At 71.4% G+C, this 23,678-nt stretch carries 20 protein-coding genes and 1 tRNA gene; 18 read left to right on the top strand and 3 right to left on the bottom strand.

Annotation, left to right across the window (positions count from 1 at the left end):
• Positions 1-40: 40 nt before the first annotated feature.
• The 16 genes from ABIQ69_RS12520 to ABIQ69_RS12445 all read left to right on the top strand — a co-directional run bounded on the left by ABIQ69_RS12520 (position 41) and on the right by ABIQ69_RS12445 (position 18,948).
• Positions 41-1,045 (top strand): ABC transporter permease, encoded by a 1,005-nt coding sequence (locus tag ABIQ69_RS12520; RefSeq protein ID WP_350350019.1) that lies wholly within the window; start codon positions 41-43, stop codon positions 1,043-1,045.
• A complete protein-coding gene (locus ABIQ69_RS12515; RefSeq protein ID WP_350347451.1) occupies positions 1,038-2,027 on the top strand; it encodes an ABC transporter permease in 990 nt (329 codons plus the stop codon). Before ABIQ69_RS12520 ends, ABIQ69_RS12515 begins: the two co-directional genes overlap by 8 nt.
• Entirely contained in the window at positions 2,024-2,929 is a 906-nt protein-coding gene (locus tag ABIQ69_RS12510; RefSeq protein ID WP_350347450.1) for an ABC transporter ATP-binding protein, read from the top strand. The genes ABIQ69_RS12515 and ABIQ69_RS12510 overlap by 4 nt, the downstream gene beginning before the upstream one ends.
• Entirely contained in the window at positions 2,926-3,774 is an 849-nt protein-coding gene (locus tag ABIQ69_RS12505; protein WP_350347449.1) for an ATP-binding cassette domain-containing protein, read from the top strand. Before ABIQ69_RS12510 ends, ABIQ69_RS12505 begins: the two co-directional genes overlap by 4 nt.
• Positions 3,775-3,858: 84 nt before the next feature.
• A complete protein-coding gene (locus ABIQ69_RS12500) occupies positions 3,859-5,016 on the top strand; it encodes an ROK family transcriptional regulator (RefSeq protein ID WP_350347448.1) in 1,158 nt (385 codons plus the stop codon).
• A 148-nt stretch (positions 5,017-5,164) separates the two neighbouring features.
• Positions 5,165-6,421, top strand: a complete 1,257-nt coding sequence (locus ABIQ69_RS12495; protein ID WP_350347447.1) for a 6-phospho-beta-glucosidase — start codon at positions 5,165-5,167, stop codon at positions 6,419-6,421.
• Entirely contained in the window at positions 6,418-7,458 is a 1,041-nt protein-coding gene (locus ABIQ69_RS12490) for a BadF/BadG/BcrA/BcrD ATPase family protein (RefSeq protein WP_350347446.1), read from the top strand. The genes ABIQ69_RS12495 and ABIQ69_RS12490 overlap by 4 nt, the downstream gene beginning before the upstream one ends.
• A 57-nt stretch (positions 7,459-7,515) precedes the next feature.
• A complete protein-coding gene (locus ABIQ69_RS12485; RefSeq protein ID WP_350347445.1) occupies positions 7,516-8,994 on the top strand; it encodes a malate:quinone oxidoreductase in 1,479 nt (492 codons plus the stop codon).
• Between the two features lie 330 nt (positions 8,995-9,324).
• Positions 9,325-11,076 (top strand): ATP-binding cassette domain-containing protein, encoded by a 1,752-nt coding sequence (locus ABIQ69_RS12480; protein ID WP_350347444.1) that lies wholly within the window; start codon positions 9,325-9,327, stop codon positions 11,074-11,076.
• Positions 11,077-11,178: 102 nt separating this feature from the next.
• Entirely contained in the window at positions 11,179-12,258 is a 1,080-nt protein-coding gene (locus tag ABIQ69_RS12475; protein ID WP_350347443.1) for an Rv2578c family radical SAM protein, read from the top strand.
• 146 nt (positions 12,259-12,404) lie between these two features.
• A complete protein-coding gene (locus ABIQ69_RS12470; RefSeq protein WP_350347442.1) occupies positions 12,405-13,610 on the top strand; it encodes an ATP-binding protein in 1,206 nt (401 codons plus the stop codon).
• A gap of 54 nt (positions 13,611-13,664) precedes the next feature.
• Positions 13,665-14,753, top strand: coding sequence for a hypothetical protein (locus tag ABIQ69_RS12465; RefSeq protein WP_350347441.1), 1,089 nt, complete (start codon positions 13,665-13,667; stop codon positions 14,751-14,753).
• Positions 14,754-14,869: 116 nt separating this feature from the next.
• On the top strand, positions 14,870-15,490 hold the full coding sequence (locus ABIQ69_RS12460) for a thymidine kinase (protein WP_350347440.1): 621 nt from the start codon (positions 14,870-14,872) through the stop codon (positions 15,488-15,490).
• A 140-nt stretch (positions 15,491-15,630) separates the two neighbouring features.
• Entirely contained in the window at positions 15,631-16,485 is an 855-nt protein-coding gene (locus ABIQ69_RS12455; RefSeq protein WP_350347439.1) for a universal stress protein, read from the top strand.
• On the top strand, positions 16,416-17,597 hold the full coding sequence (locus ABIQ69_RS12450; RefSeq protein WP_350350018.1) for a heparan-alpha-glucosaminide N-acetyltransferase domain-containing protein: 1,182 nt from the start codon (positions 16,416-16,418) through the stop codon (positions 17,595-17,597). The genes ABIQ69_RS12455 and ABIQ69_RS12450 overlap by 70 nt, the downstream gene beginning before the upstream one ends.
• A gap of 40 nt (positions 17,598-17,637) precedes the next feature.
• The gene (locus ABIQ69_RS12445) at positions 17,638-18,948 is read left to right on the top strand and encodes a UDP-glucose/GDP-mannose dehydrogenase family protein (RefSeq protein ID WP_350347438.1); all 1,311 of its coding nucleotides are present in this window, start codon (positions 17,638-17,640) and stop codon (positions 18,946-18,948) included.
• A gap of 71 nt (positions 18,949-19,019) precedes the next feature.
• On the opposite strand, the gene ABIQ69_RS12440 is transcribed toward ABIQ69_RS12445, so the two are convergent.
• The 3 genes from ABIQ69_RS12440 to ABIQ69_RS12430 all read right to left on the bottom strand — a co-directional run bounded on the left by ABIQ69_RS12440 (position 19,020) and on the right by ABIQ69_RS12430 (position 22,777).
• A tRNA-Pro gene (locus ABIQ69_RS12440) sits at positions 19,020-19,096 on the bottom strand.
• Positions 19,097-19,160: 64 nt separating this feature from the next.
• Positions 19,161-20,141 (bottom strand): metallophosphoesterase, encoded by a 981-nt coding sequence (locus tag ABIQ69_RS12435; RefSeq protein ID WP_350347437.1) that lies wholly within the window; start codon positions 20,139-20,141, stop codon positions 19,161-19,163.
• A complete protein-coding gene (locus tag ABIQ69_RS12430; protein ID WP_350347436.1) occupies positions 20,138-22,777 on the bottom strand; it encodes a transglycosylase domain-containing protein in 2,640 nt (879 codons plus the stop codon). Before ABIQ69_RS12430 ends, ABIQ69_RS12435 begins: the two co-directional genes overlap by 4 nt.
• A gap of 135 nt (positions 22,778-22,912) precedes the next feature.
• Between ABIQ69_RS12430 and ABIQ69_RS12425 the strand changes: the two genes are divergently transcribed.
• Positions 22,913-23,140 (top strand): hypothetical protein, encoded by a 228-nt coding sequence (locus ABIQ69_RS12425; RefSeq protein WP_350347435.1) that lies wholly within the window; start codon positions 22,913-22,915, stop codon positions 23,138-23,140.
• Positions 23,140-23,607 (top strand): RidA family protein, encoded by a 468-nt coding sequence (locus ABIQ69_RS12420; protein WP_350347434.1) that lies wholly within the window; start codon positions 23,140-23,142, stop codon positions 23,605-23,607. Before ABIQ69_RS12425 ends, ABIQ69_RS12420 begins: the two co-directional genes overlap by 1 nt.
• Positions 23,608-23,678: the final 71 nt, after the last annotated feature.

The raw sequence follows: 23,678 nt of genomic DNA, 5'->3' as shown, positions 1-23,678 counted from the left end.
CGGCCGTGGCATCCCTGCTCCGCGCCCGAGGGGAGGCGACCTGATGTTCTACGTGCGTCGCGTCGTCTTCTACCTGGTGACCCTCTGGGCGGCGATCTCGCTCAACTTCCTGCTCCCCCGGCTGCTGCCGGGCGACCCGGCCGCGATCATGCTCGGCAAGCTCCGGCGTGCCAACGGCGGGCGTCCCCTCTCCGAGGAGACGGTGCAGGCGATCACCTCGATCCTCGGCGCGGAGCGGGGGATGTCGCTCTGGGACCAGTACCTCGCCTACTGGGGCCGGCTGCTCGCCGGAGACCTCGGCGTCTCCTCGACGCGGTACCCGGCTCCGGTGGGCGAGCTCATCGCGAGCGCGCTGCCGTGGACGGTCATCCTCGTCGGCACGGCCACGGTGATCTCGTTCGTCCTGGGGCTCGCGGTCGGTGCATGGGTGGGCTGGAAGCGCGGCACCTGGCTCGACCATCTCGTGCCGGTGACGACGGTCTTCCAGTCGATCCCGTACTTCTGGCTCGCGCTCGTGCTCGTCGCGGTGTTCTCCGTGCAGCTCGGCCTGCTGCCCATCATCGGCGGGTACGACGTGTTCGAGTTCCCGGCGGGACCGGAGTGGAGCTGGGCGTTCGTCGGCAGCGCGGTGGTGCACGCCATCCTGCCGGCCACCACGATCGTGCTCTCCTCCGTGGGCGGCTGGCTGCTCGGCATGCGCAACATGATGGTCTCGACGATGTCGGAGGACTACGTCGTCACCGCGGAGGCCAAGGGCCTGACTCCCCGGCGCATCCGCACCCGCTACGCCGCGCGCAACGCGGCGATCCCGAGCCTCGCGGGGTTCGGCATCGCGCTCGGGTTCGTCGTCGCCGGCTCCATCGTGATGGAGCAGGTGTTCAGCTACCCGGGCATCGGCAAACTCATGATCCAGGCCGTGCAGGGGCTCGACTACGCGCTCATGCAGGGCGTGTTCCTCGTGATCACCCTCACCGTGCTCGCGGCGAACTTCGTCATGGATCTCGTCTACGGCTTCATCGACCCGAGAGCGAGGCACCATGGTTGACGCTCCAGCCACCACCGCCGCGGTCGCGGCGACGCGCGTCGAGCGCCCGTCGCGGTTCGCGCACCTGCTCCCGCAGCGATCCGGCAAACTCATCGCAGGGCTGGTCATCGTCGGCGCGATCGTCGCGTTCGGCCTCTTCGGGCCGATGATCGCGCAGCCGCCGCGCGACTCGAGCAACCCGGCGCTGCTGCCGCCGAACTCCGAGCACTGGCTCGGCACCACGAAGCTCGGCTACGACGTCTTCGCCCAGCTCGCCTGGGGCACGCAGGGGTCGCTGTTCGTCGGCCTCGTGGCGGGCGTGGTGGCGCTGCTGCTCGCGATCGTGTTCGGCGTGCTCGCCGGTTACTTCGGCGGGGTGCTCGATGAGGTGCTCACCCTGTTCACGAACATCATGCTCGTCATCCCGGGGCTGCCGCTCGTGATGGTGATCGCGGCGTACGTGCAGAACACCGAGGGGCTCGGGCCGCTCGCCCGAAGCTCGCTGCTCGTGGCGCTAGTGCTGGGCGTCACCGGCTGGGCCGGGTCCGCGGTCGTCCTGCGGGCGCAGGCGAAGTCGCTGCGCACGCGCGAGTACGTCGCCGCGGCCCGGGTCGCGGGGGAGCAGCCGATGCGGGTGATCTTCGTCGAGATCCTGCCGAACCTGGTGCCGCTGCTGGCCGCGCAGTTCATCTTCGGCATCATCTTCGCGGTGCTCGGCGAGGCCGGCCTCTCCTATCTCGGGCTCGGTCCGACCGGTTCGATCACGCTCGGCACGATGCTGAACGACGCCCAGACCGGGCAGGCGGTCGGCACCGGGGCCTGGTGGTGGTTCGTGCCGCCGGGCCTCGTCATCGCGCTCCTCGGCGCCGGGCTGTCGCTGATCAACTTCGCGATCGACGAGGTCGTGAACCCGAAGCTGCGCATCGCGCCGCAGGCGGCCCGCAACCAGCGGAAGGCCGAGAAGGCCGGTCGCGGCGTCGCGGACTCGGGGGCGTTCGCATGAGCCGCGGTGAGGCGGTGCTCGTGGCCCGCGACGTGTCGATCGAGTACCAGGTCGACCCGCCGGTGAAGGCGGTGCGGAACGCGTCGCTCACCCTCCACCGCGGGGAGATCCTGGGCCTGGCCGGCGAGTCCGGCTGTGGCAAGACGACGCTCGCGTACGGCCTGAACCGGCTGCTCAAGGCGCCGGCGCTGATGACAGGCGGGGAGGTCGTGTTCCACGACGCCTCCGGCCGCGACATCGACGTCGTCGCGCTCGACGGCGAGGCGCTGCGCACGTTCCGCTGGAGCAAGGTGTCGATGGTGTTCCAGGGGTCGATGAACTCCCTGAACCCCGTGATGAGCGTGCGCGCGCAGCTGCACGACGTGTTCCGGACGCACCGGCCGGAGCTGCGAAGGGCCGAGCGGGAGGCGCGCAGCGCCGAACTGCTCGGACTCGTCGGCGTCGACCCGTCGCGGCTGTCGAGCTACCCGCACGAGCTGTCGGGCGGCATGCGCCAGCGCGTGATGATCGCGATGGCGCTCGCCCTCGACCCGCAGGTCATGATCATGGACGAGCCGACGACGGCGCTCGACGTCGTCGTGCAACGCGGCATCATCCGGGAGCTCATGCGGTTGCGGGAGCGACTGGGGTTCGCGGTGATCTTCATCACGCACGACCTGCCGCTGCTCATCGAGATCAGCGACCGGATCGCGGTGATGCTCGCCGGCGAGATCGTCGAGCAGGGCGACGCCGAGGAGATCTACCGGTCCCCGCGGCACGAGTACACGAAGCGGCTGCTCGCGAGCTTCCCGAGTCTGCGGGGCGACCGGGGGGACTTCGTGCGACGCGGGCCGGTCGGCGAGAACGGCGGACCGGTCCGGGAGAACGGCGGACCGGTCCGCGAGAAGGGAGGGGTGGCATGAGGGCGACCGAACGCGACGCGCGACCGGAGCGCCTGGAGGCGCGGAACCTCGTGAAGGACTTCCGGCTCCGCAGCGGCGTGCGGTTCCAGACGCTGCACGCGGTGAAGGATGTCTCGTTCACCCTCGAGCCCGGCCGCACGGTCGCGCTCGTGGGCGAGAGCGGGTCGGGGAAGTCGACGATCGCGAAGATGCTGGCGAAGCTGGAGTCTCCGACGTCGGGCGGGGTGTTCCTCGACGGGCGGCCGACGGCGACGCGGGGTGCGGGGCTCGCGCGGTACCGGCGGCACGTGCAGATGGTCTTCCAGGACCCGTTCGCCTCGCTGAACCCGTTCCACACGATCCTGCACCACCTCGAGCGGCCGGTCAGGATCCACCATCCGCAGCTGTCGGCGGCGCAGGCGCGCGAGCGCGCGTACGAGCTGCTCGAGCGGGTGCGGCTGGAGCCGGCGGCGAGCTTCGCGAACCGTCGGCCGCACGAGCTGTCGGGCGGTCAGCGGCAGCGGGTCGCGATCGCGCGGGCGCTCGCGCCGGGGGCGGGCTTCATCGTGGCCGACGAACCGGTGTCGATGCTCGACGTCTCCATCCGGCTCGGCGTGCTGAACCTGCTGGCCGACCTGCAGCGGGAGGAGCGGCTGGGCGTGCTCTACATCACGCACGACCTCGCCACGGCGCGGCACTTCTCCGACGAGATCCTCGTGATGACCCGCGGCGAGATCGTCGAGCGCGGACCGGCCGATGACGTCATCCTGCGACCGCAGCACGAGTACACGAAGACCCTGCTCGAGGCCGCGGCCGACCCGGACCGCCTCGGGGCGCTCCGGGACGAAGTCCGGAGAGGCGGGTGAGGCGTCATTCAGGAAAGAAACCTTTCAGATACAGTGATCGATGACGACCGAGCGCCGGATGCACCGGCGGGGCAGGAGGAGGCGATGAACCGGATCGACCCGGGCACGCCCACGTGGCTGCGCGCGCACAACGACCGCACCGCGTTCCGCCTGCTGCTCGAGCACGGCCCGCTCACGCGGGCCCAGCTCGGCGAGCTCTCCGGCATGTCCAAGCCGACCGCGGCGCAGATGATCGCGCGACTCGAGCGCGTCGAGCTGATCCACGCGGTGGGCGAGGTGTCGGGAGGCCGGGGTCCCAACGCGGTGAGCTACGGGGTGCGCACCGACCGGGTGACCGGGGTCGCGATCAGCGTGCTCGCCGGCGCCATCGAGGCCGTCGTGGTCGACGCGGCCGACGCCGACCACCCCGTGGTCGAGGTCCCCGCCGCGACGGCCGGGCGCACGCCCGAGTCCGACGTGCTCGGCGCCGTCGAGGCCGCGTGCCGGGCCGCGGGCGTCGATGTCGACTCCGTCGGCCTCGTGGTCGCGGGCGTCCAGGCCGCGTTCGACGACGAGGGCGACGAGCTCTCGTTCACCGACACGCTGCCCGGCTGGCCGCAGGTCGGCAGCCGGCGCCGGCTCGAGCGCGCGCTCGGCCGCACCGTGCTCATCGAGAACGACGTCAACCTCGCGGCCATGGCCGAGCGATCCGGAGGCGTGGCGACCACCGCGTCGAGCTTCGTGCTGCTCTGGATCGGCGACGGGCTCGGCGTCGGCATCGACCTCGGCGGGGTCGTCCACCGCGGCGCCGCCGGCGGTGCGGGCGAGGTCGGCTACCTCGAAGTGGCGCGGAGCGCGACCGCGATCGCGCCGACCGCGAACGACCTCACCGACCTGCTCGGCGGGCCCGCCGTGGCGCACCTGCTCGGGGCGGAGGAGGGCACCGCGCTCGCCGAGGTGCTGCCGCGGCTCGCCGGCGATGCCGCCGCCCTCGAGGCGGTCGCCGACCGGGTCGCGTATGCCGTCGCGCCGCTCCTCGCGGTGCTCGATCCCGCGATGATCGTCCTCGGCGGCCCGACGGGCCGGGCGGGCGGCACGCGGCTCGCCGAACTCGTCGGCGACCGCATCGACGCGGCGGCGCATCCGAAGCTCGTGGTCCGCGCGAGCGGAACCGGCGATCAGCCGGTGCTGCTCGGCGCCCGCCAGCTGCTCGTCGATCGCATCCGAGACCGGCTCGAGGCCGACATCACGGTCGCCGTCTGACCCCGCGCGGCGACACCGCCGCGCCACCATCGATCGCCACATCCGATCGACCGCCCACCGGTCGATCGTCACCCGTACGCGGCATCCGTCTGCCCGGATCCGGCGGCTCGCCCGCTCATCCGCTTCCCATCCACCCATCGGAGGACCCATGAAACTCGCCATCGTCGGCGGAGGCTCGACCTACACGCCGGAGCTCATCGACGGATTCGCCCGGCTGCGCGAGCAGCTGCCGCTCGAGGAGATCCACCTCGTCGACCCCGACGAGCGCCGGCTCGCGCTGGTCGCGGGCATGAGCGAGCGGATGCTCCGCCACGCGGCTCATCCCGCTCGCGTGGTGGGCACGACCGACCTCGTCGCGGGCGTCGCCGACGCCGACGCGGTGCTCGTCCAGTTGCGGGTCGGCGGGCAGGACGCCAGGCACGCCGACGAGACGTGGCCGCACGAGGCGGGCTGCATCGGCCAGGAGACGACCGGGCCGGGCGGGCTCGCGAAGGCGCTGCGCACGGTGCCGGTCGTGCTGCGGATCGCCGACGTCGTCCGACGCCACGCGAAGCCCGACGCGTGGATCGTGGACTTCACCAACCCGGTGGGCATCGTCACCCGGGCCCTGCTCGAGCACGGCCACCGGGCCGTCGGCCTGTGCAACGTCGCGATCGGCTTCCAGCGACGCTTCGCCGCGATGCTCGGCGTCGGCCACGACGAGGTCCGGCTGGGGCACGTCGGGCTCAATCACCTCACCTGGGAGCGCAGCGTCTCGGTCGACGGACGGGACGCGCTGCCGTCGCTGCTCGCCGACCGGCTGGGCGACCTCGCCGGGGAGGTGCACCTGGCGCCCGAGCTGCTCGCCCAGCTGGGCGTGGTGCCCTCCTACTACCTGCGCTACTACTACGCGCACGACGAGGTGCTCGCCGAGCAGCTCCGCGAGCCCACCCGGGCCGAGGCCGTGCGCGCGATCGAGCGCGAGCTGCTGGAGCTCTACGCCGACCCGGCGCAGCACGACAAGCCGGCCGCGCTCGAGGGGCGGGGCGGTGCGTTCTACTCGGAGGCGGCGATCGAGCTGCTGGCCGCGATGCATCGCGGCGCGGATGCCCCGCGCGTCGTGAATCTCCGCAACGACGGGCTCCTGCCGTTCCTGCCCGACGACCACGTCGTCGAGGTGCCGGCCCGCTACCGCGACGACCGGTTCGAGGCCGAGCCGGTCGAGCCGCTCCCCGCGGATATCGCGGGGCTCATCGCGGGGGTCGCCGGGTACGAGCGGCTCGCGCTCGACGCCGCCGTCCACGGCGGACGTGACCGGGTGCTTCGCGCGATGCGGGCGCACCCGCTGGTGCTGCAGCACGAGCGGGCCGAACGGCTCACCGATCTCCTGCTCGCCGAGAACGCACGGTTCCTGGAGTGGGCGTGACCGGGCGGCCGGATGCCGCGGCGTCAGGTGCCCTCGAGCCGGTGGTGGTGGGTGTCGACGGAGGCGGTTCGAAGACGGATGCCGCGGCGCTGACCCTCGACGGCCGGATCGTGTCGCGGCGGCGGGGCCCGGGCTCGAGTCCGCATTTCGAGGGGCTGGACGCCTCCGTCGGCGTCGTCGACGCGCTCGTGCGCGAGGTCGCGGGCGAGCACCCGGTGGTGCAGGCCGACCTGTACCTCTCGGGCATCGACCTTCCCGTGGAACTCGCGGAGTATCGCGCCGCGATCGAGGGCCGGCCATGGGTGTCGCCCTCGACGGTGATCGACAACGACCTGTACGCCCTGCTGCGGGCGGGCACCGACTCGCCCGACGCGGTCGTCGTGGTGTGCGGCACGGGCGTGAACGCCGTGGGCGTGCGGGCCGACGGCGCCGATGCGCGGTTCCCCTCGCTCGGGCCGCTCTCGGGCGACTGGGGCGGGGGCAGCGGGCTCGGCGAGGAGGTGCTCTGGCACGCGGCCCGCGAGGTGGACGGTCGTGGGCCGCGCACGCTGCTCACCGGCATGCTGCTCGAGCAGTTGCGGCTGGGCTCGGTCGCCGAGCTCATCGAGGATCTCCATTTCGGCCGGCGCGACTCGGCCGAGCTCGCCGTGCTCGCCCCCTCCGTGTTCGAGGCGGCGCGGCAGGGCGACGCGGTCGCGGCTCAGCTGGTCGACCGCCAGGCCGAGGAGATCGTCGCGTTCGCGCGGGCGTGCCTCACCCGTCTCGACCTGCTCGACCGCCCGGTGCCGGTCGTGCTCGGCGGCGGCATCGTGCAGGCGAGGGACCCGCGCCTCATCGGCGGCATCCTCGACCGCCTCGCCCTCGACGCCCCGCTCGCCGTCGTCGAGATCTTCGACGGCCCGCCGATCGTCGGGGCGGGCCTGCTCGCCCTGCAGCACGCGGGGGCCGCCCCCGACGCGCTCGCGCGCGCCCGCGCGGCGTTCGGGACGGCCGCCGCGGTGCCGCTCGGGGAGACCCCGGCGGCCGCCCGGGCCTGATAGCGCAGCCCCGACCCGCGGTCAAGCGCGCCGCCCCGGAGACATAGACTGGAAATCGTGCATTCAGAGGAAACCGTCGACGTCGTGCTGATCGGCGGGGGCATCATGAGCGCGACGCTCGGCTCCCTCATCTCCCGGCTCCAGCCCGACTGGAGCATCCGGGTCTACGAGCGCCTCGGTGAGGTCGCGCAGGAGTCCTCGAACGCGTGGAACAACGCCGGCACCGGCCATGCGGCGCTGTGCGAGCTGAACTACATGCCCGAGGCGAAGGACGGCACCGTCGACCCCGCCAAGGCGATCAGCATCAACGAGCAGTTCCAGGTGAGCCGCCAGTACTGGGCGCACCTCGTCGAGCAGGGCGACCTGCCCGAGCCGAACACGTTCATCAACTCCACGCCGCACATGACGTTCGTCAAGGGCAAGTCGAACATCGAGTACCTGCGCAAGCGCGTCGACGCCCTGAAGGACCAGCCCCTCTTCCCGGGCCTCGAGTACACCGAAGACCTCGAGCAGATCGCCGAATGGACGCCGCTGCTCGCGAAGAAGCGCAACCCGAAGCAGAAGGTCGCCGCGACCCGCATCGAGGCCGGCACCGACGTCGACTTCGGTGCGCTCACCCGCCACCTCTTCGACGACCTCTCGCGCCGCGGCGCCGAGGTCCACACCGACACCCAGGTGACGTGGCTGAAGCGCCAGAAGGACGGCGCATGGAAGCTGCGGCTCCGCCGGCTCGTCGGGAACACCCCCGACGAGGTGCGCGCCCGCTTCGTGTTCGTCGGTGCCGGCGGCGGCGCGCTCGCGCTGCTGCAGCACTCGGGCATCCCCGAGATCGAGGGCTTCGGCGGCTTCCCGATCTCGGGCCAGTTCCTGCGCACCACCAACCCCAAGATCGTCGCCCAGCACCAGGCCAAGGTGTACGGCAAGGCGGCCGTGGGCGCGCCGCCCATGTCGGTGCCGCACCTCGACACCCGGGTCGTCGACGGCGAGACGGCCCTGCTGTTCGGTCCGTACGCCGGGTTCACCCCGAAGTTCCTGAAGTCGAGCACCTGGTTCGATCTGCCGTTCTCGGTGCGTCTGCACAACCTCGGCCCGATGCTGCAGGTCGCGTTCAAGAACTTCGACCTGGTGAAGTACCTCGTCGGCGAGCTGCTCGCGAGCCGCGACGCGAAGATGAAGGCCCTCCGCGAGTTCATGCCGACCGCGAAGAAGGAGGACTGGGAGCTCATCACGGCCGGCCAGCGCGTGCAGGTCATGAAGAAGGACCCCGAGCAGGGCGGTGTGCTCCAGTTCGGCACCGAGGTCATCACGGGTGCCGATGGCACGATCGCCGGTCTCCTGGGTGCGTCGCCCGGCGCCTCGACGGCAGCGCCGATCATGCTCGACGTGCTGCGGCGCTGCTTTCCCGACCGGTTCTCCGCGTGGGAGCCGAAGATCCGCGAGATGATCCCGCACTACGGGGAGAAGCTCAACGACGATCCGGCCGCGGCGGCCGAGTCGCTCGCGGCGACGGCGAAGGCGCTGCACCTCACCGCCTGAGCCGAAGCGGCAGCGCTTCGGGGCGGTGCGCGGGCGCCGGTACGGCGGATCAGTACTTGACGAGCAGACCTCCCGGTCTGCTATGGTCGTACGGCTATGAAGTGAGCACACCCACCGTCCCGCGCCTGAGGCGCCGTTGACCCGTGGTGTGCCCGTTCCGCTGATCGCGACAGCGTTGCCGTGCACCCTCGCGCACGGCAGATGCCCGGCGGGAGTCATCCGTTTCCGCTCCAGAGGCGGGCGAGCCCTCTGCGCCGTCGCGCGAACCGGTCGCCGACCCGCGTCGCCGGCTCGCCCGCCCGGGAGCACCATCGCGAAAGGGCGGACTTCTTGCCCACTACGATCTCCTTCTCCCACCATCTCCGCGCCGACGGCCTGTCGGTGTCTTACGGCGAGCGACGAGTGCTCGCCGACCTGTCCCTCACCGTGTCGCCGGGCGAACGCCTTGGCCTCATCGGCGAGAACGGCGCCGGCAAGTCCACGCTGCTGCGCCTGCTCGCGGGGCTGAGCGATGCGGACGCGGCCGCGGTGCCGCTGCCGACCGGCGGCGTCCCACCCGAGGTCGCGGGCCGCATCACCCGGCCCTCCCGCATCGGCCTGCTGCTGCAGGAGGTGCCCTTCGCCCCGTCGGAGCGCCTCGACGCCATCCTCGAGGCCGCGCTCGCCGAGGTCCGCGCCATCGAGCGCGAACTCGATGCGGCGGCCGCCGCGCTGACGGATGCCTCGCCCGAGGCATCCGCCCGCTACTCCGCCGCGCTCGACGCCGCCGAGCGGGCCGACGTGTGGTCGGCCGGCGCGCGCCGCGACGAGCTGCTCCAGGGGCTCGGTGTCGCCGGCATCCCGCTCGATCGCACGATCGGCGAGGTGTCGGGCGGGCAGCGGAGCAGGTTCGCGCTGGCCGCGCTGCTGCTCCGCGCGTCCGATGCGCTGCTGCTCGACGAGCCGACGAACCATCTCGACGACACGGCGGCGACGTTCCTCGAGGATCGGCTGCGCGCGTGGCGCGGTCCGGTCGTCTTCGCGAGCCACGACCGCGCGTTCCTCGATCGCGTGGCCACCGGGCTGCTCGACCTCGATCCCGCACGCCGGCTCGCCTCGGGGGCGGTGGCCACGGCTGGCTCCGGGGAGCCGGCCGCCGGGGCGACCGTGTTCGGCGGCAGCTTCTCGGAGTTCCTCCGGGTGAAGGCCGACGAGCGCGCCAGGTGGCAGCGCCAGTACGAGGACGAGCAGGACGAGCTCGCGCGGCTGCGGAGCGTCGTGGACCAGAGTGCGCGGACCGTCGCGCACGGCCGGGCGGCGACCGACAACGACAAGTTCATCCGCCACTTCAAGGGCGAGAACGTCGCCCGCACGGTGGCACGGCGGGTGCGGAACGCCGAGCTGCGCCTCGAGACGCTCGAGCGCGAGCAGGTGCAGAAGCCCCCGCAGGCGCTGGCGTTCACCGGCATCCCGACCGGCGCGCACGCGCTCACCGAGGAGGCGGGGCTGCTCGTGCAGCTGACGGATGCGTCGGTCACCGGGCGGCTGTCGATCGGCTCGCTGCAGATCGCGCCGACCGCGCGGCTGCTGGTCACCGGCGCGAACGGGGCGGGCAAGTCGACCCTGCTCGGCGTCCTCGCGGGGCGGGTGCCGCTCGACGGCGGCACGATGCACCGGCGCCGCGGCTTGCGCATCGGCCTGCTCGAGCAGGATGTGCGCTTCGCCGATCCGGATGCCTCGCCGCGTGAGCTGTACGAGCGGACGCTCGGCGAGCGGCGCGCCGAGCAGGTGCCGCTGTCCTCGCTCGGGCTCATCGCGCCGCGCGATGCCGACCGCCCGGTCGGCGCGCTGTCGGTCGGGCAGCAGCGACGGCTGGCGCTCGCGCTCGTCATCGCGAAGCCGCCGCACCTGTTCCTGCTCGACGAGCCGACGAACCACCTCTCCCTCGGGCTCGCGACCGAGCTCGAGGCGGCGCTCGGCGGGTATCCGGGCGCGGTCCTGATCGCGAGCCACGACCGGTGGATGCGGCGTCGCTGGAGCGATGCGGAGCTCCGGCTCGAGGCGGGCCGTCCGGCCGAAGCGGCGATCGCCGCGGCGGGGTGACCCGTGGGGGCGGGCGGGCGCTCCTCGCCCGCCCGCCCGCGCCTCCGATCCGGGCACGCGAGTCGTCTTGCGATCGATTCGAACATGTGTTCGAATAAGGAAATGCGGTGGAGCGGGCAGGAACTGGGCGTCGATCAGTCCGACGCGCTGCCGGGGCTCGCGCGCCTGAACAACCTGGTCCGGTCGGTGCAGACGCCCGAGTTCGCCGGCATGACCTTCCACGAGGTGCTTGCGAAGTCGGCGCTCAACCACGTGCCCGGCCAGTCGGCGATGCCGTTCGCCTGGACCATCAATCCCTACCGCGGGTGCAGCCACGCGTGCGCGTACTGCTTCGCCCGCCCGACGCACGAGTACCTCGACCTCGACGCCGGCGACGACTTCGACCGCCAGATCATCGTGAAGGTCAACGTCGCCGAGGTGCTCCGCAAGGAGCTCGCGAAGCCGTCCTGGCGGCACGAGCACGTCGCGCTCGGCACGAACACCGACCCGTACCAGCGCGCCGAGGGCCGGTACGCGCTCATGCCGGGCATCATCGAGGCGCTCGCGGCGAGCGGCACGCCGCTCAGCATCCTGACCAAGGGCACGCTGCTTCGGCGCGACCTGCCGCTGCTCACCGATGCTGCGCAGCACGTGCCGGTCGACCTCGCCATGTCGATCGCGGTGTACGACCACGACCTGCAGCAGTCGGTCGAGCCAGGGACGCCGTCGACGAAGGCCCGGCTGCAGACCGTCACGGCGGTGCGCGAGGCCGGCTTCGACTGCGGCGTCTTCCTCATGCCGATCCTGCCGTACCTCACCGACACGCGGGCACACCTCGACGACGCGATCGGCCGGGCGAAGGCGGCCGGCGCGACCCATGTGACGTGGGCGGCCCTGCACCTGCGCGGGTCGGTGAAGCCGTGGTTCATGCAGTGGCTCGAGCGGGAGCATCCCGATCTCGTGCCGAAGTACCGCTCGATGTACTACGGTCGCAACGCGTACGCGCCGAAGGCGTACCGCGCGTGGCTCGCCGAACGCGTCCGCCCGATCCTGCGGTCGCACGGCATGGGCACCCGGGCCCCCGATCCGACCACCGGCGGCGTCCGTTCGAGCGCGCCGCGCGGCAGCCGGGAGCAGCTCGCGCCCGGCCGGCAGCCCGTGCCGACGTTCGCGCCGCCGCCCGACCCGTCGGCGCTCTTCTGAGTCCGGGCTGCGGCCGGTCCGGCCACGGGCGACGGTCCGGTCCGACGCGGCTCATGGCCGGATCGACCGACGCCGGACGAAACCCGACCGCCCCGCGCGTCGCCCCGGTGCGATAATCCGCAGGAGGACCGTATCCGGAGGGACGCATGGCGCTGGGGCTGCCCGGGCATCTTGCTCGCGACGCCCTGAGCCACGCGCTCGACCGGGCGGGGCAGGCGGCGGCGCTCGTCTGCCTCACCATCGCCGTCCTGGTCGGCGTCGTCAGCGCCGTCGCGCTCGACCGGCACGTGGCGTGGGCCGCGTCGGGCGCCGTACTCGTCATGATCGCCCTGCTCGCAGTCCTCTGGTTCGCCCCGACGGTCACGGCGACGGTGGCCTATCTCGTCGTCGGCACCGCGGTGATGGTCGGCGTGACGATGATCGTGATGGGGGAGGACAGCCGCTTCGCGACCTCCAACAACGCGGTGCTGGCACTGCCGCGTGTGGCGATGGTGCTCGTCGGCGGCGCCGGCTCGGGCACCGCGATCGCGGTCACCTGGGCGGTGCTGGGCTTCGGGCTCGGCGAAGCCGCGGCCTTCCTGGGCTGCGCCCTCGTCGGGGCGACGTGGTCGCCCAGCATCGCCGCGCTGTTCGCCCTCGGGCTCGTGCTCACGACCCGTGTCTTCGACGGCGTGAGCCGCAACCGGGGCGCGAGAAGTGACACCGGGCTGCACCGCGCGAGCGAGCAGGCGCGTGAGCTCGCACTGCGACACGACGACGAACTGCGGGCCACGGCACGGCTGCACGACACGGCGCTCAGCCACCTCGTCGCGATCGCCGCGGCCGGTTCGGGCCGCGTGGACGAGCGGCTGAGGGCGGGCATCCGCCAGGACCTCGGTCTCATCGTCGGCCGCGACTGGGCGATCGACCAGCGGCCCGAACCGTCACCGCGTGGCACCCCGACCGCCGACGCATCCGATCCGCCCGGCGGTCTCGCGACCGCGCTCGAGGCGGCGGCCACCGCCGGCGTCACCGTGCGGATCATGGGCGACCTCGGCGCACTCGAGCTGGTCACCACCGCGCGCGCTGAGGCGCTGGACGCGGCCGTCGCGCAGTGCCTCGTCAACGTCGGGCGCCACGCCGGCGTCGCCGACGCCGAACTGGCCATCGGCGTCGGCGGCGGGGAGCTGACTGTGGCCGTCATGGACTCCGGTGCGGGCTTCGAGGAAGACGAGGTGCCGGCCGACCGCATCGGCCTGCGCACCTCGATTCGCGGCCGGATCGAGCAGGTGGGCGGCGGTGTCAGGCTGTGGTCCACGAAAGGCGTCGGCACGACGATCGTGCTCACCGTCCCGATCGGAGCCGCCGAGTGAGACGCCTCAGGCTCACCCAGCAGGAGGTCGACCCGATCGGGGGGGATCTCGGCCGTGTGGATCGCGTCGATCGGTGCGGCGCTCGCCGTCGCACTCTCGATCGCGCTCACCATTGCGCATTGGGGCGAGGTGCGACTGCCGGCCGTGGCCGTCATCGGCATCATGCTGGTCGGCGCCGCGGCCGTCGCCGCCGCGACGGGTACGGCCCCGGCTCGCGCCCCGTTCACGTCGGAACGGCTCGGGCTCGTCGTCACGTTGGCCGTCGGTGCGGCCATCGCCGAGTACGTCTCTACCGCCGGGCACAATCGGTACCTGTACGACGACTACGGTCCCGCCGTGATCGGGATGCTCATCCTCGCGCTCGCGCCGTTCTGCAACTGGACCGCTCTCGCCATCGCCGGCGTCCTCGCCGCCGGGGTGCTCTCCATCCTCGTCGTCGGCGCGGCCGCGACGACCGCCACCGACGGGCCGCTCGCCTCGCTGATCCTCGTCGACGTCGCGGTCGTGCTCGCGCTGACCGCCGCCGCGGCGGTGTACTCGTCGACGATCGTCGACGCCGTCCTCGCCTGGCAGCGCGAGGCCAATCGCGCGGTGCTCCGCCGCGACCAGGAGCTCCGCACCGGCCTCGCCCGCAGCGCGCAGCAGTCCCGGGTGTCAGTGCTCGGGCGCGAGGTCCTGCCGTTCCTCGCGCAGATCATGACGGCCGACCGCATCACCGTCCAGGACGCCGACCGGGCGCGCGAGCTCGCGGAGGCGCTGCGGCGGGCGCTCCGCGCTGGGATCGAGGCGACCTGGCTCGACGACCTCGCGGCGAGCCTCGCCTCGGCGCGAGGCATCCCCGTCGACATCGCCGACCGCGACGGCGACGCCGGGCAGTTCGCCGACGATCAGTGGGCCGCCGTCGCCGCACTGCTCACCTGGCTCGCCGCGGACGAGCGTGCCGCCGCGGTGCGCGTGCGCGCCGAGCGGGATCTCGACGACCCGAACGGCCGACTCGTGATCCTCGCCGAACGCGGGACACGCCAGGTCCGTCGGCGCGAGCTCGAACGATTCGCAGCCGTCGCGAGCGTCGTCGGATTCCGCACGAGGACGGCGATCTCGCGGGAGGAGATCACCGTCGAACTGGACTACGTCATCGAGTGATGGGCCGAGGAGAAGTACGATCGGGTGGGCCGTCCGGCGCACCGCACGCCACAGCACTCGGCGTGCAGCGGGGGAGGGCCGACCGACCGACCGCGAACCACCGAACGGCGCACTGCATGGCCAAGCTCTACTTCCGCTACGGGGCGATGAACTCCGGCAAGTCGACGGCGCTGCTGCAGGCGGCCTTCAACTACGAGGAGCGCGGGCACGAGGTCCTGCTCGCCAAGCCGTCGGTCGACACCAAGGGCGACCGCGACATCGTCTCCCGCCTCGGCGTCACGCGCGAGGTCGACTTCACCATCTCGCCCGACGAACCCGTGCTCGAGACGTTCCAGCACCACCGCACCCGGGTCATCGAGTCGACCGGCCGCGACGTCAGCTGCCTCCTCGTCGACGAGGCGCAGTTCCTCACCGAGGGGCAGGTCGACGATCTGCTGCGCATCGCGCTGCTCGACGGCGTCCCGGTGCTCGCCTACGGCATCCGCACCGACTTCCAGACCGTCGCGTTCCCCGGCAGCCGGCGGCTCCTCGAGGTGTCGCACAGCCTCGAAGAGCTGAAGACCATCTGCCGCTGCGGACGGAAGGCCATCTTCAACGGCCGCAAGATCGACGGCGTCTACGTGTTCGACGGCGACCAGGTCGCGATCGACGGCGCCGAGGTCACCTACGAGTCGTTGTGCGGCGTCTGCTACCTGCAGGAGTCGGGTGGCGTGCTGAACGGGCACCCCGGGCGCTGAGGGCCCGGCCGCGCCGTCGCCATGCCGCCCCCGCCCCTTCCGATCGACACGGTGCGGCAGCATGATGGGGGCAGATCGATGTGCACGGTCGTGAGGGCGGCGGGGGATCGCCGGGCGGGCCGGTCGGAAGCGAGGGCGAGATGACGGAGATCGCGGTCGGAGTGAGCACGGCGGGCGACGCGTGCGAACGCACGGTGCGGTGGGCGGCGCAGCGGGCTGCGGCCCGCGGGTTCCGGCTTCGGCTCGTCCACGTCGTCGACGGGGCCATCGAAGCCACGGGCGATGCGGAGCTGCTGCTCGCCGCCCATACCGCCGCCCGCGACAGCCTCGCTGCCGCCCGTGAGACGGCGGAGCGAGAAGTCGGCGGCGGCGTCGAGATCGTCACCGATCTCGAACAGGGCCAGCCCGTCGAGGTCTTCGAACGGGTGTCGAAGAACGCCGAGCTGCTCGTCGTCGGCAGCGACTGGCACGGCGGCAAGCGTCCGAGTCGGCGCGGCGTGCATAGCCTGCGCATCGCCGCGGCGAGCCGCGCGCCCGTCGCAGTGATCCCAGACATCGACACGAGCGCGCGCCGCGGCGTCGTGGTGGGTGTCGACGGATCCGTCGAGGGGCAGCGGGCGCTCGACTTCGCCGTCGCGGAGGCGATCCGGCTCGATGAGCCGCTCATCGCCGTCCACGCCTGGGACATCGCGGTGATGGTCGGCGGGGAGTACGGGTACGGGGTCGCGATGGTCGGCACCGAGGAACTCGGCGCCGCGGCGGCCGAGGTGCTCGACGAGGTGATCGCACCCGTCGAGGCGGAGCATCCGGAACTCGACGTCGTACGCCGTGTCGTCGCCGGCGATCCGGTCAGCGCCCTCGTCGACGAAGCAGCGGATGCCTCGCTCCTCGTCGTCGGCAGTCACGGCCGCGGCGCGCTCGCCCGATTCCTGCTCGGTTCGGTCAGCCACGGGGTGCTCGCCCACCTCGAGGGGCCGACCGTGGTGGTGCGCTGACCGACGCGGCCGAGGCATCCGCCCGGGTCGACGGCGTCGACGCGGCCCGCGGTCTGGCGCTCATCGGCATGTTCCTCGCGCACGCGGCGCCGGCAGCGGCATCCGTCACCGGCGCTGAGCTGCTCGCGATCGCCGACGAACGTCCGCGCCTGTTGTTCGCGCTGACCGCCGGCATCGCGCTCGGCCTCATCAGCGGAGGCATCCGGCCGATCCCGGCCGCGCCGGGGTTCGGCGGGGGACCGGCGAGGGCGCGGCTCCGCCGGCAGATCACGATCCGCGCGCTCCTGCTGATCGCTCTCGGACTCGGGATCACCTTCGGCCTGGCGCCGCTCGTCTTCGTGATCCTCGATGTGTACGGGGTCGCGTTCCTCGTGCTGCTCCCGCTCCTCTTCCTTCCGCGCGGCGTCGCGCTCGGGGTCGGCATCGCGGGTGCGGCGCTGGCGCCGGGCATCGCGGTCGCCGTCAGCCGGATGCCCTGGGTCGCCGAGGCGAGGCTCGCCGGCTGGGGCCTGCCGGTCGACTGGTTCTTCGCCGGCGCGTACCCCGTGATCGAGTGGGTACCCGTGATGCTCGTCGGCATCGCCCTCGCCAGGTACGGCATCACCCGGCCGCGGCTGCTCGCATGGACCGCCCTGCTCGGCACGCTGGCAGCCGTCGTCTTCCTTCCGCCGGGCGTCGCGCTGCTCCGGCTGGGGGAGCGGCAGCAGACCGAGGTCGTCCTCGCCGACGAGGCGCTCCGAGCCCTCGCTCTCGGGGAGTCGCTGCAGGTGCTCGGCAACGTCGGCGTGTGCGCGCTCATCGTCGCGGCGGCGGTCGCCCTCACCGCGCCGGGCATCCTGAAAGCGGAAGGCGCCCGGCGCGTCGCCGCCGCGATGCTCTCGCCGATCACGGCCATGGGGGCGATGCCACTCACCATCTACACCGCCCACCTCCTCGTGCTCGCCGCCTCCATTCGCGTCGAGAACGGCTACCGCACCGACGACTCCTGGCCGCTGACCATCGGACTCATCCTCGGATCGATGGTGCTCGCCTGGTGCTGGCGCAAATGGATCGGCCGCGGACCGCTGGAGCAGCTCCTGCGGTGGGCGAGCGGGCGGACCAGGCCCGCCTGAGAGAATGGCGGTCAGCATCCGCCCATTGGAAGGGGACCACATGCGCATCTCGGTCATCGGTTGCGGCTATCTCGGAGCCGTCCACGCGTCGGCGATGGCCGAGCTCGGCCATGACGTCGTCGGCATCGACGTCGACGAGCGCAAGATCAGCCAGCTGGCTGCCGCGCGGCCGCCCTTCTTCGAGCCGGGGCTGCCCGAGATCCTCGAGAGCGCGACCGCGAGCGGCCGGCTGCGTTTCAGCACCGACATCGCCGCGGCCGCCGAAGCGGATGTGCATTTCATCGCCGTCGGGACGCCTCAGCAGGCGAGCGGATACTCGGCCGACCTCAGCTACGTCGACGCCGCATTCGAGTCGCTCCTCCCACATCTTCGGCATGGAGCGCTCGTGGTCGGCAAGAGCACGGTGCCGGTCGGCACAGCGGCGAGACTCGCGAATCGACTCGCCGATGCTGCGCCGCACGCCGCGCTCGCGTGGAACCCCGAGTTCCTCCGAGAGGGATTCGCCGTGAAGGACACGCTCGAACCCGACCGTCTGGTGTACGGGGTGGCGAGCGACGGGCACGTCGACGCGACATCGGTCCTCGACCACCTCTACCGCGCTGCGGTGGAAGCCGGCACTCCCCGAATCGTCACCGACTACGCGACGGCCGAGCTCGTGAAGGTCGCGGCGAACGCCTTCCTCGCGACCAAGATCAGCTTCATCAACGCGATGAGCGAGATCGCGGATGCCTCGGGCGCCGACGTCACCGCCCTGGCCGACGCCATCGGCCACGACGCTCGCATCGGACGGCGGTTCCTGAACGCCGGCGTGGGCTTCGGGGGCGGCTGCCTTCCCAAGGACATCCGGGCGTTCACCGCGCGCGCCGAGGAGCTCGGAGTCGGGCACTCCCTCGCCTTCCTCAAGGAAGTCGACCAGATCAACCTCCGTCAACGCCAGCGAGTGGTCGACCTCGCCGTCGCAGCCCTCGGCGGCTCCGCCTACCGGAAGCGGATCGCCGTGCTCGGCGTCACGTTCAAGCCCGACTCCGACGACGTGCGCGACTCGCCCGCGCTCGATGTGGCGGTGCAGCTGAAAGGCCTCGGCGCCGAGGTGGTCGCCACGGATCCCGAAGGCGTGGAGAACGCCCGTCGACGCCACCCGCAGCTGGAATACACCACCTCGATCGACGAGGCCTTGGCCGATGCGGATCTCGTCGTCCTCGCGACCGAATGGCGCGACTACCGTACCCTCGACCCCGCGGATGCCGGGCGCAAGGTCGCGACGGCGCGCATCATCGACGGCCGGAACGCCCTCGATCCGGCTGCGTGGCGAGCCGCAGGCTGGCAGTACCGCGGCATCGGGCGGCCGTGATGACGCCCTAGCCCTCCGCCGCACCACCGGGAAACGCCGAACGGCCCCTCCGAATGGAGGGGCCGTTCACGTGGTCGGGGTGACAGGATTTGAACCTGCGACCTCTTCGTCCCGAACGAAGCGCGCTACCAAGCTGCGCCACACCCCGGCGGCCCGAGGGCCTCCACAAGAATAGCCCATATTCGGCCGGCCTCAGACCACCGCCGCGGCCGCTATGCGGCCGCCCGCAACGTGAGCAGCGTGGCCTCGGGCGGGCAGGCGAAGCGCACCGGAGCGTAGATCGACGTGCCGAGACCCGCCGAGACGTTCAGGAACGCCGACCGCAGCCCATGCCGCCAGACGCTGAGCCCCTTCGCCTGCCGGCGCGGGATGTCGCAGTTCGTCACCAGCGCCCCGAACCCGGGAACGCAGACCTGCCCGCCGTGCGTGTGGCCGGCGAGGATGAGCTGCGCCCCGTGGTTCACGAACGAGTCGAGGACGCGCTGATACGGCGCGTGCGTCACCCCGATGGTGAGCGTCGGCCGCTTCACCGTGACGGATGCCTCGTCGGGCCAGGTCTCATCGGCAAGGGGATCGTCGGCCCGGAGGTCATCGATGGCGCCCGTGATCACGTCGAGCCGGTCGTATCCCTTGTGGGGGTCGTCGACGCCGAAGAACTCCAGCCTGGTGCCGTTGACCTCGAGCGCCGCGGCGGCGTTGTCGAGATCGACCCAGCCGAGCTCGTCGAAATAGCCGTGGAGCGCGTCGATGTCGAGGCGGCGCGAACGCGGGGCGAGTCGAGAGGGGCCAGCGAAGTAGGCGAACGGGTTCTTCGGGACCGGCCCGAAGTAGTCGTTCGAGCCGTTGACGAAGACGCCGGGCACCCCCTGGAAGGCGTCGAACGCGCGGCGGATGCCCTCGAGTCCGCGTTCATGCCCCAGATTGTCGCCGGTGTCGACGATGAGGTCGGGCTTGAGCTCCGCGAGCGAACGCACCCACTCCTGCTTGCCCTGCTGCCACGGCGCCATGTGCAGATCCGACAGGTGCAGGACGCGGATGGGTCGGGCGCCGGCCGGCAGAACCGGCACGTCGACGTGACGCAGCGTCCAGCGCGTGCGCTCGACGAGCGACCCCCAGGCGAATGCGGCCGCCCCCGCCCCGCCGACCGCGAGTGCGGTCCGCGCGACGGGGGAGAGGCCGCGGCGCTCGGTCAACCGTCTCCGTCGGTGTCGCCACCGGGGATGATCGGACCCTCGGTACTCGGCGCGCCGAACGTCACCGTCACGGTCTCGCCCCGCTTGATCGGAGTGCCCGCCGCCGGGTTCTGGCTCGTGACGACCTGGTTGTTCTGGCCGCCACCGCCGCCCTGCATCTTCAGCCCGGCCTGGTCGAGCGCGGCCTTCGCCTGCTGCTGGTTCATCCCGACTACGTTCGGCACGCTCGTGCCCTGGCCGTTGCTGGTGAAGACGCGGACGGTGGCACCACGACCCGCCTGGCCTGAGGGGTCCGTTCCAGTCACCTGGCCGGCCGGAAGGTTCGAATCCTGCTGACCGCCGTCCTCGACGACGAACCCAGCGGCTTCCAGTGCTTGCTTCGCCGCGTCGAAGGACAGCCCCGTCACCTGGGGAATATCGACCAAGACCTGCTTGAACGCGGACTGGTCGGGCTCGGTGAAGTCATTCCCGCCGTACTTGTTATCGGCGAGCTCCATGATCATCGGCCAGATGCGGTGGCGCGCGGTGGCAGCCGGGCCGCTGTCGAAGCTCACGTTGCGCAGATTCGTACGGTCGCTGCCGCCCGTGATATTGCCGACCCACACCGCCGTCGAAGCTGTCTTGCTGGCCCCGACCATCCAGGTGTCGAAGGCATCGTCGGTCGTACCGGTCTTGCCGATGTGGGCGATCCCGGTTCCGGTGTTTGACGCGGTCGCAGTACCGTCACCGCGGAAGGTCTCCTGCATGGCATACTGCATCGCCCGCGCGACTTCCGGGCTCACGGACTGCGTGCAGCTCGACTTCGGCGGGTCGACGGGCGTGCCGTCCGCCTTGGTAATGGACTCGATCGCGATGGGGGTGCAGGTGAGACCGTCATTCGCGATACCGGCGAACGCGGCGGCCATCGTGACAGGGGCGACTTCCTCAGTGCCCAGCACCGCACTGGGGCCGAACGGGATCCGGTTGCCGTCGGCATCGAGGCCTTCGCCGAGCGGTGAGCCGTCGGCCCGGTGGACACCGAATGCCGCGGCGGTCTGCTTGATCTTGCAGAGATCGAGCTGCTGCGCCATGGCCATGAAGGAGGTGTTCACCGACCACTTCGTCGCGTTGACCGCGTTGTTGGCGATCCGCCCGTCGTCGTTTCGCGGGTTGAAGGAGCCGCTCCAGTTGCCTTCACAGCTGTCGGGGAAGCTGGTGAACGCGCGCCGAGACCCGTTGAACGACTCGAGAAGGGAGTGCCCCTCGTTGAGCCATTCGGCCAGGGTGAACACCTTGAACGTCGAGCCCGGCTGCAGACCGCTGGAGCCACCGTACGCATAATCGGTGCTGAGGTTCACAGCCATCGTTTCGGGGTTGGTATCGAGAATCTCCTGGACATTCGTGTACCACTTGTTCTGGGCCATCGCGAGCACCTTGCCGGTGTTCGGCTGAACGGTGACCGCGACCGATCCGACATCGAACCGCTCGTCACTGAACGGGACGTTCGCGGTAATGGCCTCCTCCGCCTTCGCCTGGAGTTCCATGTCGAGGGTGGTGTAGACCTGGAGGCCGCCCTCCTGGAGCATCGTCAGACCCTCGTCCACATCTGGGGTGTTCGGGTCGTCGTAATTGTTGAGGATGATGTTCTTCACGTAGTCGCAGAAGTAGGCGGCTCCTGCGGCGGTCTGGCATCCGGTGCTCGGCTCGGTGATGACCGGTGCCACCGGTGTGGCGATCGCCGCGTCGTAGTCGGCCTGCGCGATCTTGCCGTATTTCAGCATCTCGCCGAGGATGTAATCTCGGCGCTGCTTATTGGCCGCGTAGGGGGTCGGCTCGCCTGCGTCGTTCACGGAAGCGACGCCGTTCTCGGGGTCGTCCGGCCGGTCGAGGCGGAACTTCTCCGGGTGGTTCACGATCGCGATCAGGCTCGCGGCTTCGGCGAGCGACACGTCCGCCGCGGGCTTGCCGAAGTAGTACTGCGCCGCAGACTCGATGCCGTAGACGCGGCCGCCGAATGCCGCGATGTTGAGGTAGCCCTTGAGAATCTCGTTCTTGTCGTACTTCTTCTCGAGTGCGATTGCATACCGCATCTCCTGCAGCTTGCGGGTGATGCCCGCGTTGCCGTCCGAAGCGGTCGCGGCCTCATACGCGGCCTGCTTCTCCTCCTCGGTCTTCGCCTCGCGGATTCCGTTGTTGATGAGCACGTTCTTCACGTACTGCTGCGTGATCGACGAGCCACCCTGCGTGTCACCGCCGAGGACGAACTCGTTCAGCACGGCGCGCGTCGTGCCCTGGATATCGATGCCCCCGTGCTCGAAGAACCGCGGATCTTCGCCCGCGACCGCCGCGTCCTTCACGAACTGGCTGATGCGGTCGAGTGGGACCTCCTCGCGGTTCTCGCTGAAGAACGAGGCCAGCAGCTGCTGCGAGCCGTCCGGGCGCGTCGCATAGATGTCGGTCTTCTCGGAGAGCTCGTTGATGTCGAGATAGTCGGGGATGTTCTCGAACATGTTGATGCTGCTGCTCGCGGCCATGCCGGTCACGGCGATGGCGGGGGTCACGGCAGCGGTGACGAGCACACCGGTGAGCGCGCTCAGTCCGAGGAAGGCGAGAACGCCTGTCGCGGCACCGCTCGTCGAACGATTCTGGGCAGACATATAGTGGAGCCTAACGGAGAAGGCTGGGGAAACCCGCTATGCGGGCTGTGTGCCGGAATCCGGCGCCGACACGCCGACTCCGCGGGGATCCGTACCGGATTTCCGACCGATTCCGCTCACCGAGACGAGGAGCCCATGCCGGCCTGGGAGTACATCACCACCCCGTTGCTGATCCACAACACCGCCGCGATCCTGAACAACTGGGGATCGGAGGGCTGGGAGCTGGTCCAGATCGTGCAGGGGCCCGAGGGCGGCCTCGTCGCGTACCTGAAGCGGCCGGTGGGCGGCGAGTCGTCGACGGCCGCCGCTGCCGGAGCCGCTGCGGCCGCACAGGCCGCGAAGCAGTTCGAGGGGGAGGCGTGATGTCGGCCGAGCAGCGTCTGGCCGAGCTCGGCATCGAACTGCCTGAGGTCGCCGCACCCGTCGCGGCGTACATCCCAGCGGTCGTCTCCGGCCCCTACGTCTACACGAGCGGGCAGCTGCCCTTCACCGCGGGCGCGCTGCCCGCGACGGGGAAGGTCGGCGACGGTCACGGCCTCGTCCCCGCGGACGACGCGAAGGGCTACGCCCGGACGGCCGCGCTCAACGCCCTCGCCGCCGTGCGCGCCGAGCTCGGCTCGCTCGACCGGGTGACCCGCATCGTGAAGCTCGTCGGGTTCGTGGCATCCGACCCGTCGTTCACCGGGCAGCCGGGTGTCATCAACGGCGCGTCCGAGCTGCTCGGCGACGTCTTCGGCGACGCCGGACGCCACGCCCGCTCCGCCGTCGGCGTCGCCGTGCTGCCGCTCGACTCGCCCGTCGAGCTCGAGCTGATCGTCGAGTTCGCGTAGGCCTCGCTCTGAACAGGCCTCGACACGAAGACGGATGCCTCGGCGGGAACGTTCCCGCCGAGGCATCCGTC

Source organism: Agromyces sp. G08B096, from assembly GCF_040267705.1.
In the GTDB taxonomy this organism is placed as follows: domain Bacteria; phylum Actinomycetota; class Actinomycetes; order Actinomycetales; family Microbacteriaceae; genus Agromyces.
Note: the sequence above shows the minus strand (reverse complement) of the source record. Positions and strands in the feature narration are given on the sequence as shown.

What these genes read in the sequence shown, in the direction of transcription:
- ABIQ69_RS12515 (WP_350347451.1), top strand. Translation starts at nt 1,038, where the DNA reads ATGGTTGACGCTCCAGCCACCACCGCCGCGGTCGCGGCGACGCGCGTC.
- ABIQ69_RS12510 (WP_350347450.1), top strand. Translation starts at nt 2,024, where the DNA reads ATGAGCCGCGGTGAGGCGGTGCTCGTGGCCCGCGACGTGTCGATCGAG.
- ABIQ69_RS12505 (WP_350347449.1), top strand. Translation starts at nt 2,926, where the DNA reads ATGAGGGCGACCGAACGCGACGCGCGACCGGAGCGCCTGGAGGCGCGG.
- ABIQ69_RS12500 (WP_350347448.1), top strand. Translation starts at nt 3,859, where the DNA reads ATGAACCGGATCGACCCGGGCACGCCCACGTGGCTGCGCGCGCACAAC.
- ABIQ69_RS12495 (WP_350347447.1), top strand. Translation starts at nt 5,165, where the DNA reads ATGAAACTCGCCATCGTCGGCGGAGGCTCGACCTACACGCCGGAGCTC.
- ABIQ69_RS12475 (WP_350347443.1), top strand. Translation starts at nt 11,179, where the DNA reads ATGCGGTGGAGCGGGCAGGAACTGGGCGTCGATCAGTCCGACGCGCTG.
- ABIQ69_RS12470 (WP_350347442.1), top strand. Translation starts at nt 12,405, where the DNA reads ATGGCGCTGGGGCTGCCCGGGCATCTTGCTCGCGACGCCCTGAGCCAC.
- ABIQ69_RS12460 (WP_350347440.1), top strand. Translation starts at nt 14,870, where the DNA reads ATGGCCAAGCTCTACTTCCGCTACGGGGCGATGAACTCCGGCAAGTCG.
- ABIQ69_RS12455 (WP_350347439.1), top strand. Translation starts at nt 15,631, where the DNA reads ATGACGGAGATCGCGGTCGGAGTGAGCACGGCGGGCGACGCGTGCGAA.
- ABIQ69_RS12445 (WP_350347438.1), top strand. Translation starts at nt 17,638, where the DNA reads ATGCGCATCTCGGTCATCGGTTGCGGCTATCTCGGAGCCGTCCACGCG.
- ABIQ69_RS12430 (WP_350347436.1), bottom strand. Translation starts at nt 22,777, where the DNA reads ATGTCTGCCCAGAATCGTTCGACGAGCGGTGCCGCGACAGGCGTTCTC.
- ABIQ69_RS12425 (WP_350347435.1), top strand. Translation starts at nt 22,913, where the DNA reads ATGCCGGCCTGGGAGTACATCACCACCCCGTTGCTGATCCACAACACC.
- ABIQ69_RS12420 (WP_350347434.1), top strand. Translation starts at nt 23,140, where the DNA reads ATGTCGGCCGAGCAGCGTCTGGCCGAGCTCGGCATCGAACTGCCTGAG.